The organism is Rhizobium sp. IY2, from assembly GCF_047532935.1.
In the GTDB taxonomy this organism is placed as follows: domain Bacteria; phylum Pseudomonadota; class Alphaproteobacteria; order Rhizobiales; family Rhizobiaceae; genus Rhizobium; species Rhizobium anhuiense.
This window is the reverse complement of the sequence record NZ_JBLKNU010000002.1, coordinates 417,463-436,174: the sequence shown is the minus strand read 5'-3', so window position 1 is coordinate 436,174 and position 18,712 is coordinate 417,463. Positions and strand designations below refer to the sequence as shown.

The window sequence follows — 18,712 nt, the reverse complement described above, 5'->3', positions numbered from 1 at the left end:
ATCTGCCTCCTCTGCGATCGCCATTGTGCACATGAGCGCAAACTGTTGGCGCAAGCGTCACCTTCGCGGAAATCCGCCGGCGCATGGCCATGGGCTGCAAGCGGATGCAGACGACCAAGGGTGACAAGTGTGGAGCACACTTCCCATGTTTGAGTGATGGTCTCGCTGATGGAAGCTAGATAATGACAGGCGAAGACAACCGCGAACGGCCGCGCAAGATCGTGCATGTCGATATGGATGCCTTCTACGCATCGGTCGAGCAGCGCGACAATCCGGAGCTGCGAGGTGTGCCGGTTGCTGTCGGCAGTCCTGCTGCCCGCGGGGTCGTGGCGGCCGCCAGCTACGAGGCACGCAAATTCGGCGTCCATTCCGCCATGCCTTCGGTGACCGCCCAGCGGAAATGCCCGGACCTTGTCTTCGTCAAGCCGCGCTTTGATGTTTACAAAGCCGTGTCGTTGCAGATCCGCTCGATTTTCGCCGAATACACGCCGATGATCGAGCCACTGTCGCTCGACGAGGCCTATCTCGACGTCACCGAAAACCTGAAGGGCATGGAGATTGCGACCGAGATCGCCGAAGAGATCCGAGCGAGGATCAAGGCGGCGACGGGGCTCAACGCGTCGGCGGGAATTTCTTACAACAAGTTTCTGGCCAAGATGGCAAGCGGCCTCAACAAGCCGAACGGCCAGGCCGTCATCACCCCGAAGAACGGCCCCGCCTTCGTCGAACAGCTTCCCGTCAAGAAATTCCATGGCGTGGGACCGGCAACGGCCGAGAAGATGCATCGGCTCGGGATCGAAACAGGAGCGGACCTGAAGGAGAAAACACTCGACTTCCTCGTCGAACATTTCGGAAAGTCAGGGCCGTATTTTTATGGCATCGCCCGCGGCATTGACAATCGCCAGGTCAAGCCGGACCGGGTGCGGAAGACACTTTCTCTGCCGACATCCATTCTTATGAACCCGCGCGCGACGGGCTTCAGTCGCTGATCGAAAAGGTCTGGGGCTATTGCGAGGCCAATGAAATCGGCGCCAAGACGGTGACGCTCAAGGTCAAGTATGCCGACTTCAGCCAGATCACCCGTAGCAAGACAGTTCCGTCAGCACTGCCAGCAATTGCCGATCTTGAGGAGGTGGTCGATATGCTTCTCGCGCCAATCTTCCCGCCGCGAAAAGGCATACGCCTGCTTGGCGTGTCGCTGTCTTCGCTGGAACGGCGGAGCTCTGAAGCGAAGCCGCAGTTGCGGCTGGCGCTTTAAACGGCCATGATCGTCGACAGGAACACCATCGACAGACAACACCGAAATGGAGGCCGCCTCGAGTTCTATTGCATCAGCAGTTCGTCTTAACGCAGCGCGTCGAGGCTCGATATCGGACTGCCCCAAAGGAAGCGTGGCGGCACCTCCCTAACGCCACGGTGCCGTACGTTCGATCCATTCGCGCGTCCGCGCTTCTGGATCGACGTTCAAGGTAATGTCGGTGACAACGGCCACGGTGTCGGCGCGCGCGTCGAATACGCCCTGTAGCCTGTCGACATTCAACCCGCCGATCGCCACCAGCGGCAACGGCGCGACACGCCTCTTCCAGTCTGTGATCCGTTCCAGACCTTGAGGCGCCCATTTCATCTGCTTGAGAATGGTGGGATAGACCGGACCGAGCGCCACATAGTCGGGCCTCGCAGCCAAAGCCGTTTCGAGCTCTGACTCGTCATGCGTGGAGAGGCCGAATTTCAGGCCAGCGCTGCGAATGGCATCAAGGTCGGCTTCCACAAGATCCTCCTGGCCAAGATGGATGAAATCGCATCCCTCGTCGATTGCCAGTTTCCAGTAGTCGTTGACAACCAGCTGGCAATTCGCCGCCGCGCAAACGGCCTTTGAACGCCGGATTTCCTGGCGCAGGATCTCCTCCGGGCGATCCTTCACCCGCAGTTGCACCAGTTTGACGCCCAGCGGCACGAGACGTTCGATCCATTCGGAACTGTCGACGATGAGATAGAAGGGATCGAGTCTCATGCGAAAACGCCCTTTCCGACAACCGGGGTGGACGGTACCGCCATGTCGCGCGGCTCCAGCATGCCGGAAAGATAAGCGAGCCTTCCGGCCTCGATCGCCTTGCCAAACGCCTCAGCCATGGCAGGCGGATCGCCTGCGACGGCGACCGCCGTGTTGAGCAGCACCGCGTCGTAGCCGAATTCCATCACCGTTGCCGCATGCGACGGTCTCCCGATCCCCGCATCCACGATCAGCGGGATGTCCGGAAAGGCGCTCCGCATGGCGGTGAGCGCGGAAGGGTTGCGCGGACCGGCCGCAGAACCGATCGGCGCGCACCAGGGCATCAAGACCCGGCATCCGACGGAGACCAGCTTTTCACCCACCACCAGATCGTCCGTCGTATAGGGAAATACGCAAAACCCTTCCGCACAAAGAATGCGTGCGGCTTCGACCAGTTCGAATACATCCGGCTGGAGACTGTCGTGATGGCCGATCACCTCGAGCTTGATCCAGTCGGTACCGAATATCTCGCGCGCCATCTTGGCGGTCAGGATCGCTTCGGACGCGCTGTGACATCCCGCGGTATTTGGCAGGACGCGGACCGCGAGCTGGCGGATGAGTTCGAAGAAGGTTCCACCGGTCTTTCCGCCGGCCGTTTCGCGGCGAAGCGAGACCGTGACAATCTCCGCGCCGGACCGGCTGACCGCCTCGGCAAGGACGGCCGGCGACGGATAACGCGCGGTGCCGAGCAGAAGCCGCGAAGACAGTGCAGCATCATAAAGAGAAAGCATGGATCAACCTCCCTGCATCGGGGACAGGATTTCGATACGGTCACCATCGTCGAGCCGGTGATCGGCTCGGTCCTCGCGATGCACGAGATCTCCGTTGACGGCGGTTGCTAGCCAGTCGCCCTCGTATTCCAGAACATGAAGGAGTTCGGCCAGGGTTACCGCCTCGCAGACCTGGGTTTCGCCATTGATTATCAGTTTCATGAGGTTAGCCTTTCAGAAGTGAATGCCGCTGGAGGAGAATATCGGCGGCCCGCACCGCCATGGCGGGCGCCAGCAGGAAGCCATGCCGATGCATGCCGGCGATCGCGAGCCCCTCCTCTGTCTCGATTACTTGCGGAATGTTGTCGGCAAACGCCGGCCGTATGCCAGTCCCGGTCTCGACAACGCGTGCCTCGCCAAACGCCGGATGCAGCGCATAGGCCGCGTTCAGGAATTCCATGAGCGAACGCGCGGTAATCGGTCCGTCATCGTCAGCCTCGATCATCGTCGCCCCGACCATGAAGCGGTGATCGTCGCGGGGCACGATGTAGATAGGATGGCGGGGATGCAGCATCCTGACCGGCCTGGAAAGGGTAATATCCGCAGTTTCCAGATAGAGCATTTCGCCGCGCACGCCGCGCAGGCCGGAAAGTCGCGGTATCGCCGCTGGCCCGGTGCAATCGAGCACGCCGGCAAACCGCCGGTCCTGCGGCTGGCATCCGCCGAAATGGAAGACGACGCCACGCTCGCGGAGCCTGCCGGCTAGTCTGGCCAGTGCGCGGCGTGGATCGAGATGCGCTTCCTGCTCGAAGAAAAGAGCCTTTTCGAAGCGGCCGGCTAGTGCAGGCTCGAGGTCGGCCACACCCTTGCGATCGATCCAGACATGACCGGTCGTGCGCGCCGCAAACCGGACGAGATCGGGAAGGTCGCGCGGCTGCGCCACGACGAGAGTACCGCGGCGGCGAACCTCGCCCGGCACGGCCTCCTCCCACCATCCGGCCGCGCCCAGGCCCAATGTCAGGACAATCTCTTCGGCCGCTTCCCGTTCGCAATAGGGCGCGAGCATTCCTCCAGCAAAGTGCGAGGCGCCAAGTCCCGCCGCGCCGGCCTTTTCGATCACCTCGACCGAAAAGCCCCGCCTGACGAGCTCATGGGCTGCCGCGAGGCCGGCAACGCCGGCCCCTTTGACAAGAAACGTAGACATTATGCGTTACCCGGAAGGTTTTCGATCGGCATGTACAGGTCGCCGCCCTCCCGATATTTCGCCGCCATCGCTTCCAGCCCTTCCTTCTGCGCTTCGGCGCGGATATCGTGCGAAATCCGCATCGAGCAGAATTTCGGACCGCACATGGAGCAGAAATGCGCCACCTTATGCGCCTCCTTCGGCAGCGTTTCGTCGTGGAAGGAACGGGCGGTTTCCGGATCGAGCGAGAGGTTGAACTGGTCCTCCCATCGGAACTCGAAACGGGCGCGCGACAACGCATCGTCGCGCACCCGCGCCGCCGGATGGCCCTTGGCGAGATCGGCGGCATGTGCCGCGATCTTATAGGTGATGACGCCCACCTTGACGTCGTTGCGGTCCGGCAGACCGAGATGTTCCTTGGGCGTCACGTAGCAGAGCATGGCGGTGCCAAACCAGCCGATCATCGCAGCCCCGATGCCGGACGTGATGTGGTCATAGCCCGGCGCGATATCGGTGGTTAGCGGTCCGAGCGTATAAAAAGGCGCCTCGCCGCAGACCGCGAGCTGCTTGTCCATGTTTTCCTTGATCTTGTGCATCGGCACATGGCCGGGACCTTCGATCATCACCTGGCAATCCTTCGCCCAGGCGATTTTCGTTAACGCGCCGAGCGTTTCCAGTTCTGCGAACTGCGCCGCATCGTTGGCATCAGCGATCGAGCCTGGCCGCAGGCCATCACCGAGCGAGAAGGAAACGTCGTAAGCGCGGCAGATGTCGCAGATCTCCTCGAAATGCTCGTAAAGAAAACTCTCCCTGTGGTGGTGCAGACACCACTTGGCCATGATCGAGCCGCCGCGGGAAACGATGCCGGTGACGCGATTGACGGTCAGCGGGATATGGGCGAGCCGCACGCCCGCATGGATGGTGAAGTAATCGACGCCCTGTTCTGCCTGTTCGATCAGCGTATCGCGATAGACCTCCCAGGTGAGGTCCTCGGCAATGCCGTTCACTTTTTCGAGTGCCTGGTAGAGCGGCACGGTGCCGATCGGTACCGGCGAATTGCGGATGATCCATTCGCGGATATTGTGGATGTTGCGGCCGGTCGACAGGTCCATGACCGTGTCGGCACCCCAGCGGATCGCCCAGACCATCTTCTCCACTTCCTCCGCCATGGAGGAGGTGACGGCGGAATTGCCGATATTGGCATTGATCTTCACCAGGAAGTTCCGGCCGATGATCATCGGCTCGCTTTCCGGGTGATTGATGTTGGCAGGAATGATCGCCCGGCCGGCGGCGACCTCCTGGCGGACGAATTCCGGGCTCACATGATCGGGAATATGGGCGCCGAAGCTTTCGCCATCGCGGCTGATGGCGTCCGCCTGTGCCTTGCGGCCGAGATTTTCGCGGATGGCGATGAACTCCATTTCCGGGGTGATGATGCCGGCGCGTGCATAGGCGAGTTGGGTCACGGCATTGTCTCCCCTCGCCCGCAGCGGCTGGCGCTTGGCCGGAAATTCCGGTGTCAGCCGCTCGCCGCTGACAAAGCCGTTATCTTCGGGACGCACATGGCGGCCTTCATAGGCCTCGACATCGCCGCGGGCGAGCACCCAGCCGCGACGGAACTGTGACAGACCCTGCTCGATGCGGATATCGGCGCCCTCGACAGTATAGGGGCCAGAGCAATCGTAAACGACGACAGGCGGCTCGCCCGATGTCGGATGGACGCTGATTTCGCGCATCGGCACGCGGATGTCGGAGTGTATATCTCCGGGGATGTAGACTTTCCTCGATGCCGGCAGCGGGCCGGTGGTGACGGTGGGTGTGAGGTTCGTTGCGGCAATGGTCATGGTTTGAGGCTCCAAGTTGCAATTGGAGACCCAGTCAATCAGCCGGAATGATGGAAAGACGCCGGCATGGAATCCACGCGGGAATCCGAAGCCTTCGAGCGCTTGCACCGTCCCTACGCCAGTATGAACTGGATCAGGTTCAACGGGTCACTGCGCCACAACAGGCAAAGCCATATTGTCCAGCAGTATCTCAGCCCCTTGCCGGGACTCCCCTGGTGAATGTCGCAAAGACTATGTCCTGGGCTGAGTTCGTGTCAACCGTGGACCTCCGTCGTCCGGCTCTTGGGCGTGTTTTGATGTGGAAGCCGGGCAGATGATTGAATGTGGAAGAAGGATAGCGCGGAACTTCCAAATTCTCGCCTTGAACGGGATCGAGCGACCAGCCACCCAATCTGGTCGGCGAAGATCGCGCCATCGGTCGTCAGCGACACTTGGCGCGTGGTCCGCACGAAGAGTTGCACGCCCAGATCTTCTTCCAGGGCCGCAATCACCCGGGTGACGGCTGCGGGCGTCATATCGAGTTCGCGCGCGACCTGCGCGAAGGTCCGCTTCTCCGCGGCCAGCAGGAACGTTCGAAGCAGCTTGTAGTCGTTCATCGATTATTTCACCAACGGCAGCCCGGGCAGCAACCGTCTCGTTACGCAAGTCTGCGCAACTCGTGGTGGCAGTGCTAGGCCTGCCTCAGCCAGGTGGGTGCCGCCTTGCTATATACCCCACTACATGCAGCCGCAACGCATGCGGCAATGCCGCCGAAGTAAAAGCGCCGACCGGTTATCCCCGGCCCGTAATGGGCATATTTGCCCGAGTTCGTCAGTATGGTTTTCGCAAGGGTGGGAATAATCGGATCAGTGATCATGCACCAGCATGTGTCCGTCACGAACTCCACCCCGAAGCGTTCGAGGGCCGCTATCAGCCCGGCTTCGTTGGCCTTATCGTGCGTTGCGCGTCCGCAGGTAACCACCATCGCCACATCCACGTGCTTCTTTCGACCGCTGCACAGGGACGCGAGCCTCTCGATTTCGCTGATCGAGAAATGCGGATTGCCGAGCGAGACGAGATCGACGCGCTCGTCGTCGGCGCTGTTGAGTTCCTCCCAACTCGACGCGAGTTCCTCGAGCCGAAGATCGATCGAAGGGACGCTGATGTCTGAGGGGACAACGGCATCCAGCGTCTTTGCCTCGGGCGTCACCCCCACGATGTGAAACATCGGTGCACTGGAAACGGTCGCAAACGCGGCGCCGAAGGCCTTGAGATCGTCATTGGTTGGGCCGGCCTGATCAAGACCGGAGACGACAGGGATAAGGTTCGATGCCAGCGCACCAATGTGATAACCGAGCAGCGGATAGAAGCTATCGTCGATGTTTTCGATATTAGCGACACTGACGACCAACCCGGCTTTGCGATTGATGTCGATGTGTGGGCCTGCCAGCGGCGCGCGGCCGGTTAGTGCGATGCAAATGTCGAGAAAGTCCGGATATTTCATTGTCCGCGCACCAAGAACGCTGTTGGCGTAGATGACGGCATTCGATTCTGCCCAGGCCACCTGCTCGCCGATCTTGGGAGCCGTCTCGAGCAGATAAGGCGCGCAGGTGAAGGTCGGCCGCGCCCCCATCTCGACATAGACGTCACCCAACTGACTGGCCGGCTCGCCAAGAACGGGATCAATACCTTGCGAGCGCCAGCGTCGATGATCGACCGAAATCGAGTTGAGCGTTGTCGGCACCACAACACACCCGCCCAGGTCCCGCAGTTTTTCGGCAAACAAAAGCGAGCCCGGTCCGGTGTAAATGCAGCCGTCGACGTGGACCTGTGAGACATCCATCAATTGTGTGGCGCCCTGCAGTTTCGCCATTCGCAGGATTATGCGGATCGCCGCTTGTGCAGCCTTGCCGTGAGCACCAGCCAGATAAGCTCTATCCCGCTCCGACAATGCGACTTCACCGAAAAGATGGCCTGAGTCTTTGCTGTGCGACGGAATGGCGTCCATTGCCAGCCCGTCGGTGGAACAGGCAACAACGTTTCCGTCGATTTCGACAAATGCCGAACTCACCACCTTGCGAAAATTCTCGGGCGTGAGCGTTACAACGGGAATAGATTGACCGAATACCTCCTCGGCGATCACGACACCGAGCGTGAGGATATCCTCCTCTCGCTCGAACAACATCGCTTTGGGACCATTGCCATTGAGCAGCAGTTCCAACATCACGCCGCTGCCAGAGCAGGACCCCCTGCCCCCCGGGATCGCGAGGATATGGTCTTTGAGACAGCGTCCGCTCAAGGGGTGATGCCGATCGATCACCTCGCCGGTCCAGGGATCGACCCCGCCCCAGAAACTCAGTTCCAGATCGCTTGCAACAACATTGCCCGAAGCCTTGCCGTGCACGTACGCCGTCCCTGCGAAAATCAGTCCGTCAACAAGGTTGACCATCCGTGAGCCTTTCAAGGTGGGTGGCTTTGCAAGCAGAGTCGTTCGAATCTGGGGCTAGCGCGATCGCGCCATCGGTAATCGAGACGGGCCCCGCTCTCTACCGGATTAAGGCGGCCTTCGCAAAACGCAGAATATGCCTGAGTATGCTGCGGGTGGATATCTGTTGCCGGCCCGCCCCAGCTGTTCCAGTTCGTGCAGAAAGTGACCGAGGGCGATCTTAGGATTTCCACGACGCTTTACGCATACCGCTGACGCGCCAGCCAGACCGTGCGCCCGCCACAATCTGGGTCTTCCGCAACATGGGCAACAACGTCAAAGCCATTCCGGTCGAGCAGCAGGCGGTATTCGTCGGGATCGAGGCTGGCATGATAGAGAGGTTCCCCTTCCAGCGTGCCGATAGTTTCGCCGAAGGCGGGTCCACTCGTGAACAGCAATGGTGCTTCCGGTTCAGCATGGTCGCGGAAGATGGAGAACATCATGCGCTGATCGGGAGGAGCAAGATGAAACAGGCTGTCCCAAGCGATCAGCCCGCCATATCTCCGATCCAGTTTCAGCGAGCGCATATCCGCCGCTTGCGCTGTCTCGCCGGGAAGATTGGTCCGGAATATGGAGATCATCTCTGGCGAACTGTCCACGCCTGTAATCAGATGACCTCTGCCGGCAAGGTAACGAGCGATTGGGTCGCCTGAACCACAACCAATATCGAGCACCGCCGCCATTCGTGGCAGCATGTCTGCAAACCGGTCGATCCATGCACGCTCCAACAGTACCGTGCCGCGCGCCGTTGTCCACGCATCAGCATGGCGACGATAGAGGTCGATAATGCGGCCGGCTGCGTCGCTCACGGTCTTACTGTCGATTTCCTATCTCCAGTGCAACAATGTGTTCCCGACAGGCGATGCTCTATCATATGCGCCGGTTCGGCGACAGCTATTGGCAACTCTACCGCGCCGTCGTCCGATTGAACGAGACATTCGACAGCCTCCTGTCCTGGATCCAGGGCGCCCGCGCGCCGCGGTCAGTTGCGAGTTTCGACCGCTTGCGCCGCATCGAGCAGTCATCCGGGCGAGTGATCACGAAGTATGTCAGGCAAACCGCGTGCTCCGTCGCATCCCCTCAGAAACAAGTTCTGATCTCCGGCCATGTGAGGTATTCATCACAGATCTAAAAGCGCTGCTCTGCTTCGAAGCGTCAATCCCCGGAGTTGCATCATGAAAATTGCGCCGCAACAGCGGATCTATGTCTGCTTCTTTCTCTTCGCCGTGTCGCTGGGGGCGCTACTGTCGAGGATGCCGGATTTGCAGGATGCGCTTGGCGTCGATAAGTCCGAGCTCGGGTTGACGTTGATTGGGGCTGCGATCGGCGCCTTGATTTCGTTGACTTTGTCTTCGCCCTTGATCGCCCGGCTCGGCGCGCGGACGACGGCGTTCATTACAGTTCTCGGCACATCTGCGCTGCTGTCGCTGGTGCCATGGATCGGTGCTGCGCCGGCCGTGTTCTGTTTGCTTTTCGTCGAAGGGCTGCTCGCCGGGGCGCTGGAGATCAATCTCAATGTCGAGATCGACCGAATCGAAGCGCAGCTGGGACGCGGCGTGATGAACAGAGCCCATGGCTTCTGGAGCCTGGGCTTCTTCCTCACGGCGCTTGTGTCTTCGGTCGTCCGCCAAGCCGGTATTTCGATGCAGCTACATCTCGCCGTGACCTTTGTCGCGGTCCTCGTCATCGGAATCTGGGCAATCACCGGCATGCGCAATGCGCCAGCGCGGATTACGGAGGACGAGGGCAAGGCGCCGCCGGTAGCGCTTCCTACCTGGGGACTAATGCCGCTCTGTGTCATCGGCATCGCCGCCTTCCTCGTCGAAGGTGCCGGGATCGACTGGTCGGCGATCTATATGCGCGACGTGTTTTCAGTCGAGCCCTTCATCGGCGGACTGGGATTGACACTCTTTACCTTTTGCATGGCGCTGGCGCGCCTGTTCGTTGATCCGCTGGTCGATCGGTTTGGTGCACGCGCCGTCGCCACGATGCTGCTTGTTCTTTCGGCGATTGGCATCTGCGCCGTCTGGGGCGCACCGCATTCCTATGTCGCACTGGCGGGCTTCGCCTTGATGGGCGCCGGCTGCAGCGCGGTCTATCCCCTCGCCGTCTCGGCGGCCGCCCAGCGTACCGATCGCGCGGCATATCTCAACGTCGCCGCTCTCGGCCAGATGACCTTCGTCGTCTTCTTCCTGGCGCCGCCTCTGCTCGGTTTAATTGCCGAACATGCAGGCATCAGGACATCCTATCTCGCCTGCCTTCCGCTGATCATCTACGCGCTCTTTTCGGTCAAGGCGCTTGCCACGCGCCGGACTGCCGATGGCGGTGGCGTTGTCGTGCGGATCGAGCGAAAGCGAGCAGATCAGCCCGCGGAACAAGGGGATCGATGCCAATCGGCATCCGGTATGTCCCCGAAATGACCGACGCGAAGCCAATGTTCGCCGAGACGATTTCAGTTTGCCCGTGGCGTGCTCACCAGAACCGCCGCCGCATGGTTCGCGGCCTCGATTGCGGCACGAATTCCACTGCCACGCGCGAGTTCTGAGGCGAGGACGCCGGTGAATTCGTCGCCGGCACCATGGGTGCTCACCAGTTCCACCTTGATCGCCTCGATCGAGAACGCATCACCTTCCCGGGTCGCGCAGGCGACACCATCGCCGCCCGCCGTCACGACCACGACGGGGAATTTCGCCGCGAGCAGTTTCGCGGCATTCGCGGCACCCTCGAGTGTGTCGACAACTGGAAGCTCGGCCAACTGCTCGGCCTCGATGGCGTTGACCACCAGGACATCGACCAGTTGCTGCAAATCAGCGGAGAGAGGTCGCGCGGGCGCAGCGTTGAGAACCACCGTTCCGCCCGCGACCTTCATGGCCTTGGCCGCCGAGACGTTGGCATGATCAGGCACCTCATTCTGCAGGACCAGCAACGCTCCGTCGACGAACGCCTTCGAAGCTGAATCCACATCCACTTGCCCCAACATCAGATTGCTACCGGAAACGATGACCGCGCCGTAGTCGCCTTCACTGTCGAAGATTGCGACGCTCATGCCGCTACCGACCCCGGTCACTTTCTTGACGAAGCGATGATCGACCTTGTTGCGGGCCAGGTTGTCGGTGAGAGCATGGCCGAAATCGTCGTCCGCGACCGCACCAATCATCGACGTCGGTATCCCTGTCTTCGCTGCCGAGACTGCCTGATTGCCACCCTTGCCGCCGCATTTCGGGTGCCAGTGATCCCCCGTCACGGTTTCACCCTTCCGAGGACGTGCCGGGCCGTGCACCATGATGTCATAGTGCAGACTGCCGAAGACGACGACGGAGGGTGATGCGGAACTCATGGAAGCCTGTCCTTGCGTTTGGATGCGACGGCGGACATCGTCTTCTCGAGATTTTTCTCCGCCGTCTGATAGTTTCGCTGCGCGACGGCCATGAAGAGCGCGTCGAGGATGTTGAGCTGTGCAATCCGGGCTGCGGCGTTCTCGCCCATCAGGGGCGATCCTTGCGCGGTGGAACACAGAACGATGTCGGCGATCTGCGCAAGCGGCGATCCACCGTAATTCGTGACGGCGATCGTTCGCGCCCCCGACTTCCGCGCGAGCTGGATGGCGTCGATGACAGCGGTCGTGTTCCCGGAATGGGAGAAACCGATCGCGATGTCGTCGGCTCCGAGCAGCGACGCCGACATCAGCATCATATGCGAATCGTCCTGGACATTGGCCCGCACGCCGATCCTCAGGAACTTGTGCGCCACGTCCCTGGCAATCTGTGCCGAACCACCAACCCCGTAGAAATCACGTTGCCCCGCCTTGGCGAGTATATCGGCGGCGCGATCGAAACCGTCGACATCCAGGATCGCGAGAGTCTCCTCCAGCGCATTTATCGACGTCCGGAAGACCTTCTGAATGATCTCCCTCGAACTGTCATCGGCTGACAATTCCTGATGCATTTCAGCGGTAGGAAGCCTGTTGTAATTCGACACTGCAGTGCGGAAATCGCGATAGCCGCTGAAGCCGAGCTTCTTGGTGATCTTGACAACCATGGCCTCGGACACTCCCGCTTCCGCCGCCAGATCCTTGAGAGCGGTGTCCTCGGAAAAATCCCTCAATCCGAACACCGTCTCCACGACACGCGCCTCCAAAGGGGTGAGCTGCGGCATCATCATGCGGATGCGCGGGCCTACCGCCTTGGGATCATTTGCAGAATTCATCCTCTACCCCTTGTGACGCGATCGATCATCATCGCGACCAGGATAATAAGACCAGTGGCCAGAAGTTGGTAGAAGGCCTGGACATTCATCAGCGTCAATCCATTGCGCATTGCGCCGAGGATGATCGCACCGAGGATCGTGCCGATGACGCTGCCCTTGCCGCCCATCAGAGAGGCCCCACCAATTGCGGCGGCCGCGATCGCGTCGAGTTCCCAGAGATTGCCGAGGATCGGTTCGGCGGCACCCAAGCGGCCGACCAGGATCATCGAGGCCAGGGCAGCGAGGACGCCCGAAATCACATAGGCGGTGATCTTGGTGATGGCGATCGGTACGCCGGCGACATAGGCCGCTTCTTCATTGCCGCCGACAGCGAGCAGGTATTCGCCAAGCGGTGTCTTCTTGAGCAGCACCCAGGCGAGCAGGGCGACGACGGCGACCATGATAACCGGAATGGGAAGGCCGAGCAGGGAGCCGTTGAACAGCGAACGGAAGCCCGCGGGCACACCGAGAACCGGGTTGCCGCCCGTGTAAATCAGCGCAATGGCGCGATAGGTGCTGAGCGTGCCGAGCGTGACGATGAAGGGCTGAAGGCCCGCATAGGCCACGAGTACGCCGTTGACGAGACCGCAGATAGCACCGATCGCGAGGCCGGCCAGGATGGCGAGCGGAACGGGAACGCCGGCGACAAGCATCGTGGCCGTAATCACGGCAGAGATCGCAGCCGTCGGACCGACCGAGAGGTCGATGCCACCGGAGATGATGACGAGCGTCATGCCGAGTGCCAGGCAGGCGTTGATACTCGACTGCTGAAGGATGTTGAGCAGGTTTCTCTGCGAAAGAAAGTCGGGTGCCAGCAATCCGAAGATGACGACGATGGCGATCAATCCAATGAGGGTGCCCGCATCGCGTACCGAGAACGATCCGAACAGTTTGGAAGTGGGCGCCCCGGCATTCTGGGTCGTGTCAGACATGGATATGTTCCTGTAGGTCATGCCGCACCACGGCGGTTGTCGGCCTTCCCAACGGCGTGGGAAACGATGGTTTCTTCGGAGAGGTCTTCGTGGCCGAGTTCAGCCACAACAGCGCCGTCGCGCATGACGAGCACGCGGTCGGAGACCCGCATCACCTCGGGAAGCTCGGAGGAGACGACGATAATCGAATGTCCCTCGCGAGCGAGGTCTTCGATCAGGTGATAGATTTCGGATTTCGCGCCGACATCGATGCCGCGCGTCGGCTCGTCGAACAGCAGGATGCGCGATCCGGCCGCCAGCCAGCGTGCGATGATCGCCTTCTGCTGGTTACCGCCGGAAAACAGTCTGATCTGCCGGTCGAGCTGGAAGGGTCGCAGGTTGACGCGCTTGAGCAGGTCTTCCGCCGTCCGCTTGAGTTTCCGATGGTTGATGATCCCGGCTTTCGAGAAGCGGTTCATCGAGGGCAGCGCCATGTTCATGCTGACGGACCGGCCTGGAATGATGCCTTCGCGTTTGCGCTCCTCGGGTAGCAGCCCGATGCCGGCGGCGATCGCCGCACGCGGATTGGACAGCGTCAACGCCTTTCCATCGACGTTGACCGTGCCGGAGATAAGCTTGTCCGCGCCGGAAAGTGCGCGCAGGAGCTCGGTGCGGCCCGAGCCGACGAGCCCTGCGACGCCGAGGACTTCACCCTTGTGAAGGTCGAACGAGACGTCGCGGATACGGTGCGTCGAAAGATTGCGGACCTCGACACTGACGGTATCTGTGGTGTGGGAATGATGCTCTTCAGTCAGCAGCTCGCGGCCAACCATCATCGCGATGACGTCGTCGGGTGAGGTCGTTTTTAGATCGATGCCGACGCCCACGACCTTGCCGTCGCGCATCACCGTGGCGCGCTGGCAGACCCGGAAGACCTCGTCCATCTTGTGGGATACGTAAATGATCGAGACGCCGCTCGCTGCCAACCGCTCGATGATCTCGGCGAGCCTCTCGAATTCGCTCGGCGTCAGGCTCGAGGTGGGTTCATCCATGGCGATGATCTTCGCCTTGTCGAGAAGCGCTCTGGCGATCTCGACGACCTGCCGCCGGGCGACCTTCAACGTCGAGATGGGAACCGCCGGATCGATGGACGGATCGATCATCGCAAGCGCCTCGGCCGCGCGCCGTTCCTGCTCACGGCGATTGACGATCATGCCGCCGAAACGGGTCAGGGAATGGCCGAGGAACATGTTCTGGGCAACGCTGAGATGCGGCACTTGCTGAAGTTCCTGGTGGATCATGGCGATCCCTGCCTGGCGAGCGTTGTCGGGCTTGCGGAAGTGGTGCACGGTGCCGTCGACTTTGACTTCGCCTTCCGTTGCACGGAAGACACCGGACAGAATGCGCAGCAGGGTGGACTTGCCTGCGCCATTCTCGCCGAGCAGGGCGTGGATTTCACCCGGGGCGACGCTGAACGAAACGTCGGACAATGCCTTGACGCCCGGGAAAACCTTGGAGATGCCTTCGAACGCCAGTCTGGGATGTGCCATGACAGTCCAACCTTTGAGAGTGCGGACGGCCGGCTGGGCGGCCATCCTGCCTTGGGAGGCGTTTACTTTCCTGCGGCCTTCATCAGCACCGAGCGAACGTCGCCGCCCTGGTAGTCCTTGATGTTATCCTTGGTGATCAGGGCCTGCGGAGTTGCGACTACGCGCGGCAGCTTCTGACCGGAGACGAGCCGCAACGCGACTTCCATCGCCACCTCGCCCGTCAGGACCGGGAAGCTGTCTACGGTGCCCGTGAGTTCGCCGGCTTCGATCGACTTGTAGGCATCGGAAATGCCGTCGGTACCGAAGACGACGACCTTGTCCTGCAGGCCGGCGGCCTTCACCGCCTCGACAACACCAAGCGCCATGCCGTCATTGTTGCAGTAGAAGCCGACGAGATCAGGATGCTGCTGGAGAATGTTGGTTGCGGCGTCATAGGACATCTGGCGATCCCAGTTGCCCGGAACGCTGGCGATCACCGTGAACTTGCCGCCCTGTTCGATCGTGCTCTTGAAGCCATCGGTGCGCTGCACGGCAGCATAGACACCGGCCTGGCCCTCGATGATCGCGACCTTGCCGCCATTGGCGCGGTTTTCCATGAACCACTTGGCGACCCGAACGCCGTTGTCACGCTGGACGTTGCCGACATAGTGCTCGGCCTGCGGGATCACCGCATCGTTGACGTTGACGACCGGTACGTTGGCGGCTTTCGCCTGTTCGATGACCGGCTGCAGGTTGGCATCGGTCTGCGGCGAGACCAGCAACACCTTATAGCCCTGAGTGACCATGCCCTCGGCGATCGTCAACTGGCCGAGCTGGTCGCCCTCGCTTTGCGCCGCCTGATAGGCGACGGTCACGCCGACCTTGTCGGCGAACTTCTGATAGCCTTCGCCGAGCGAGCGCCAATATTCATTGGTGAGCGTCTTGGAGACGCCGCCGACCTTGAGGCCTTCGGGCAGCTTCGGCAGCGCACCGAGTTTAGCGTCGAGATCGGACCAGTCCATGCGGTCCGCTTCTGAATCCGAATTGAGCGGCTTCAGTTCCTGCGCTGACGCGATGCCAGCGCAAAGGGTTGCGGCGAGAGCCGCAGCAAGAATTGTCTTCATGTTTTCCTCCCGGAAAGTTGGGGTGGTTCAGTGCTCCGCGCCGAACATCAGCTCCTGAACGATGGCCTGCGTGGATACGGCGTCCTGTCGGTCAATCGCGCTCGCGAGGCGATTGTCCTGCTCGAGGCGGTCGACGACCTTCAACATCCGTTGGACGGTCTGGATGTTGACCTCGCATTCGTGAACCGGATCGAGGCCGGTCATATCGGGGAACGTGTCGAAATAGATCGCGCCGTCGTAACCATCCCGGCGTATCTGGCGGAGTAGCTCGATCGTTTGCAGCGTGTGCACCGCGCCGACCATCAGACCGTCATCGCGCTTGGCGTAGCCGTCGTTGAGATGGACGCCGAGCACGCGGCTGTGACGGGCAATCAGTGCTGCCGCAAAGGCGGGCTGCTCGTCGGCATAGAGGACATGGGCGAAGTCGAGCGTGACGCCAAGATTGGCAGCGCCGACCTCCTTGATAGCGAGCAAAGTCGTGGCCGCATCCGGCATCAGGCTGTAGGACCGCGGCTCGTTCGGCTTGTACTCAATCGAGATCAGGCAATTCGGATCATGGGCGCAAACTTCACGGATTCCATCGACTTCGTGTTGCCACATCTTCGCGTAGTTCGCCTGAAAGGCATAATCGAAGCCATCTTGCCCAAGCCAGATGGTCATCAGATTGGAACCGGCTTCGCGCGCTGCATCGATGCCCTTCTTCGTCAGGTCGATCGCTTCACGGCGGACCGTTTCGTCGGGATGGGTGAAAGCACCAAGTTTGAAGGCGGGGTTGCTGTAGTAGCGCATAGCGAAGCCGTTGATCGAAAGGCCGATATCGCCAAGTTTTCGAGCCAGTTCTGCCGGATCTTCGTTCATGTGATCCGGATAATTGAGATCGAGGTCGGTAAGGCCCTTCACCTGGGCGGCGCGCTCGGCCATCTGCATGACGGAGGGCTTCGACGACTGGCCGGGCCATGCGATATGGGAAGCGGAGGCGAACGAATTTAGCCGGGTGGCAAAGCGTGTCGGGTTCAAAGGATCATTCCAAATCTGTGAAGTTGTGCACTACTTCACAGATTAATAGGTATTTGTAAAGTCTAAAATGTAACGCTGTGCAAAAAATTGGTGCGGGCAGAATTGGAACCCACTTCGCATGAGCAACCACCTGGTCGCAGAGCCGTTCTCGAAATTGACCTCACCTTGAAGATATTCGAACCATCGACCGCGTTCTTGAAAGTTGAGGATTTGGCCAAAGGGTGCCGAGGCTGCGATCTTGCCCTTCCACTGCGGCGGAATCACTGAGCCGGCGAGAGCAATATGACTGTTGGGACGTATGACCGCGTTACCGACCACGGTCTCGCGTTAACAGCGGAAGCTGCTGAACCGCAGCATGCGCGCCGATGAACAAATCAGGCGTTTTGCACGCTTAAACGCTTCGGTATACCTCACAACGCGCCCTGCGGCGACGGCACGCCAACGCGAATGGTCTGCGAAAAATTCGACGAAAGACCGTCGTCGTGCGCCCTTGCGGCTATGTGTGCTGCCGACCGCAATTGCGACAGGGGAACCGAGGTATCGAGCGCGCCGCGGTCATAGGCGTATTCCGGCAGGTATCCGTTGACGACGAGGCGCCAGTCCGTCGGCACGGCGTCGCCTGCGACGCGCATCATCTTGACGATGGTGGTCGTGCAGTTGGTCGTCAGCGAATTGTAGAAGGCGGGCGTGACTGCGAGCGCGTTTGCGTCGGAGACATACTCGCGCAGAAGAAGCCTCGCAGCCGCCGGCGACGCCTTCAGGCGGTAGATCTGGACGTCCTCACCGCGAAAGTTGGCGCGCAGGCCGATGACATCCCTTTCGTCTGCGGCGAGGATGACCAGAGGACTGTTTTTGAAGAGGTCCGCCAGCGGTGAGAACGCACCTCCGGAAAGGCGACGCACTTCGATAGACCATGCCAGATAGCGACCGTCGTCGAAGCCGAAGCTCATAATGACGTGTGCGATGGTCGGACCTGACCAATAAGACATGAACATGTCGACGCTCTTCAGCGCGTTCAGGTCGTAACTGCGTGTCGTCCATCGTTCTGTAAAGTCGGTGGCGCTGCGCCACTCGAAATCCCGGACATTTGTCAGCGTCAACAGATCACCGTCGAATTCGCCGGTGACCTGACGAGCGACCTCCGGAGCCCACGCGCCGTCTGCCTGCGGCTTGATCGTGCTCCACCAGAAGAGGACGATGACGAATGCGGCCGCAAAAGCGAGGACCGCGCGAAAGCGCCTTCTGCCAAAGAGCGCCACGATGACCCAGGCGCCAAAAAGCCCGAACAGGATGGCGCTGGCTTGCCTGCCGACCTCGGGCAATGGCAAGCGGTACCAAAGTGCGAGCGACGACCAGGCCGCTGCAAAGGCGACAAGCAACACAAGCGCTGCAATGACGATCGCACGGCCCGGTCGAACCATTTTGCTTTTCCAAACGAGTTTGAAACGTCCGTCCTGATCATTAACACTCCTGGTGGCGGTGTCATTGAGGATCTCACGCGCGACTGCGGGTGTGCTCGGGCTGTTCGGATTTATGTGCAGCGAGCATCGCATCCGACTATCGAACCTGCCGTCGTCAGTTGCGAGGAGGGAAACGGGCGAAGCAGAAACCGGGTGGCCTGGAAGCCCGTTGTGC

15 protein-coding genes, 3 pseudogenes and 1 riboswitch are annotated in these 18,712 nt (G+C 60.7%); of the genes and pseudogenes, 2 read left to right on the top strand and 16 right to left on the bottom strand.

Going from position 1 to position 18,712, the window contains the following annotated elements:
- Positions 1-182: 182 nt before the first annotated feature.
- A pseudogene (dinB, locus tag ACMUVN_RS10755) lies at positions 183-1,258 on the top strand (DNA polymerase IV).
- Positions 1,259-1,405: 147 nt separating this feature from the next.
- Here dinB and ACMUVN_RS10750 read toward each other — a convergent pair.
- From ACMUVN_RS10750 to ACMUVN_RS10715, 8 genes and pseudogenes are all read right to left on the bottom strand, one after another.
- Positions 1,406-2,011 (bottom strand): thiamine phosphate synthase, encoded by a 606-nt coding sequence (locus tag ACMUVN_RS10750; protein ID WP_063475934.1) that lies wholly within the window; start codon positions 2,009-2,011, stop codon positions 1,406-1,408.
- Positions 2,008-2,781 (bottom strand): thiazole synthase, encoded by a 774-nt coding sequence (locus ACMUVN_RS10745; RefSeq protein ID WP_063475933.1) that lies wholly within the window; start codon positions 2,779-2,781, stop codon positions 2,008-2,010. Before ACMUVN_RS10745 ends, ACMUVN_RS10750 begins: the two co-directional genes overlap by 4 nt.
- Before the next feature lie 3 nt (positions 2,782-2,784).
- Complete coding sequence (thiS, locus tag ACMUVN_RS10740) at positions 2,785-2,982, bottom strand: sulfur carrier protein ThiS (protein ID WP_018245349.1); 198 nt, start codon at positions 2,980-2,982, stop codon at positions 2,785-2,787.
- A gap of 4 nt (positions 2,983-2,986) precedes the next feature.
- Positions 2,987-3,964, bottom strand: coding sequence for a glycine oxidase ThiO (gene thiO, locus ACMUVN_RS10735; protein ID WP_063475932.1), 978 nt, complete (start codon positions 3,962-3,964; stop codon positions 2,987-2,989).
- Positions 3,964-5,787, bottom strand: coding sequence for a phosphomethylpyrimidine synthase ThiC (gene thiC, locus ACMUVN_RS10730; RefSeq protein ID WP_414815128.1), 1,824 nt, complete (start codon positions 5,785-5,787; stop codon positions 3,964-3,966). The genes thiO and thiC overlap by 1 nt, the downstream gene beginning before the upstream one ends.
- A gap of 92 nt (positions 5,788-5,879) precedes the next feature.
- A riboswitch (TPP riboswitch) is annotated at positions 5,880-6,011 on the bottom strand.
- Between the two features lie 165 nt (positions 6,012-6,176).
- A pseudogene (locus tag ACMUVN_RS10725) lies at positions 6,177-6,383 on the bottom strand (LysR family transcriptional regulator); the annotation flags it as partial.
- Positions 6,384-6,457: 74 nt separating this feature from the next.
- On the bottom strand, positions 6,458-8,215 hold the full coding sequence (locus ACMUVN_RS10720; protein ID WP_414815127.1) for an aconitase X: 1,758 nt from the start codon (positions 8,213-8,215) through the stop codon (positions 6,458-6,460).
- Positions 8,216-8,451: 236 nt separating this feature from the next.
- Positions 8,452-9,060: a class I SAM-dependent DNA methyltransferase gene (locus ACMUVN_RS10715; protein WP_047612547.1), complete on the bottom strand. Its 609-nt coding sequence runs from the start codon at positions 9,058-9,060 to the stop codon at positions 8,452-8,454.
- 366 nt (positions 9,061-9,426) lie between these two features.
- On the opposite strand from ACMUVN_RS10715, the gene ACMUVN_RS10710 reads away from it, so the two are divergent.
- Positions 9,427-10,671, top strand: coding sequence for an MFS transporter (locus ACMUVN_RS10710; RefSeq protein ID WP_414815126.1), 1,245 nt, complete (start codon positions 9,427-9,429; stop codon positions 10,669-10,671).
- A gap of 32 nt (positions 10,672-10,703) precedes the next feature.
- Here ACMUVN_RS10710 and ACMUVN_RS10705 read toward each other — a convergent pair whose 3' ends face one another.
- The 8 genes and pseudogenes from ACMUVN_RS10705 to ACMUVN_RS10670 form a co-directional block, all read right to left on the bottom strand.
- The gene (locus ACMUVN_RS10705) at positions 10,704-11,588 is read right to left on the bottom strand and encodes a ribokinase (protein WP_047612542.1); all 885 of its coding nucleotides are present in this window, start codon (positions 11,586-11,588) and stop codon (positions 10,704-10,706) included.
- Positions 11,585-12,457, bottom strand: coding sequence for a MurR/RpiR family transcriptional regulator (locus ACMUVN_RS10700; protein WP_028757177.1), 873 nt, complete (start codon positions 12,455-12,457; stop codon positions 11,585-11,587). The genes ACMUVN_RS10705 and ACMUVN_RS10700 overlap by 4 nt, the downstream gene beginning before the upstream one ends.
- Positions 12,454-13,428 (bottom strand): ABC transporter permease, encoded by a 975-nt coding sequence (locus tag ACMUVN_RS10695; protein ID WP_063475926.1) that lies wholly within the window; start codon positions 13,426-13,428, stop codon positions 12,454-12,456. The genes ACMUVN_RS10700 and ACMUVN_RS10695 overlap by 4 nt, the downstream gene beginning before the upstream one ends.
- Positions 13,429-13,445: 17 nt before the next feature.
- A complete protein-coding gene (locus tag ACMUVN_RS10690) occupies positions 13,446-14,957 on the bottom strand; it encodes a sugar ABC transporter ATP-binding protein (RefSeq protein ID WP_414815125.1) in 1,512 nt (503 codons plus the stop codon).
- Positions 14,958-15,019: 62 nt separating this feature from the next.
- On the bottom strand, positions 15,020-16,060 hold the full coding sequence (locus ACMUVN_RS10685; RefSeq protein ID WP_028757180.1) for a substrate-binding domain-containing protein: 1,041 nt from the start codon (positions 16,058-16,060) through the stop codon (positions 15,020-15,022).
- A gap of 27 nt (positions 16,061-16,087) precedes the next feature.
- A complete protein-coding gene (locus tag ACMUVN_RS10680) occupies positions 16,088-17,077 on the bottom strand; it encodes a sugar phosphate isomerase/epimerase family protein (protein WP_047612538.1) in 990 nt (329 codons plus the stop codon).
- Between the two features lie 260 nt (positions 17,078-17,337).
- Positions 17,338-17,456 (bottom strand): annotated as a pseudogene (locus ACMUVN_RS10675) (DNA-binding protein); the annotation flags it as partial.
- Between the two features lie 31 nt (positions 17,457-17,487).
- Entirely contained in the window at positions 17,488-18,498 is a 1,011-nt protein-coding gene (locus ACMUVN_RS10670; RefSeq protein ID WP_047612534.1) for a DUF4105 domain-containing protein, read from the bottom strand.
- Between the last annotated feature and the right edge of the window lie 214 nt (positions 18,499-18,712).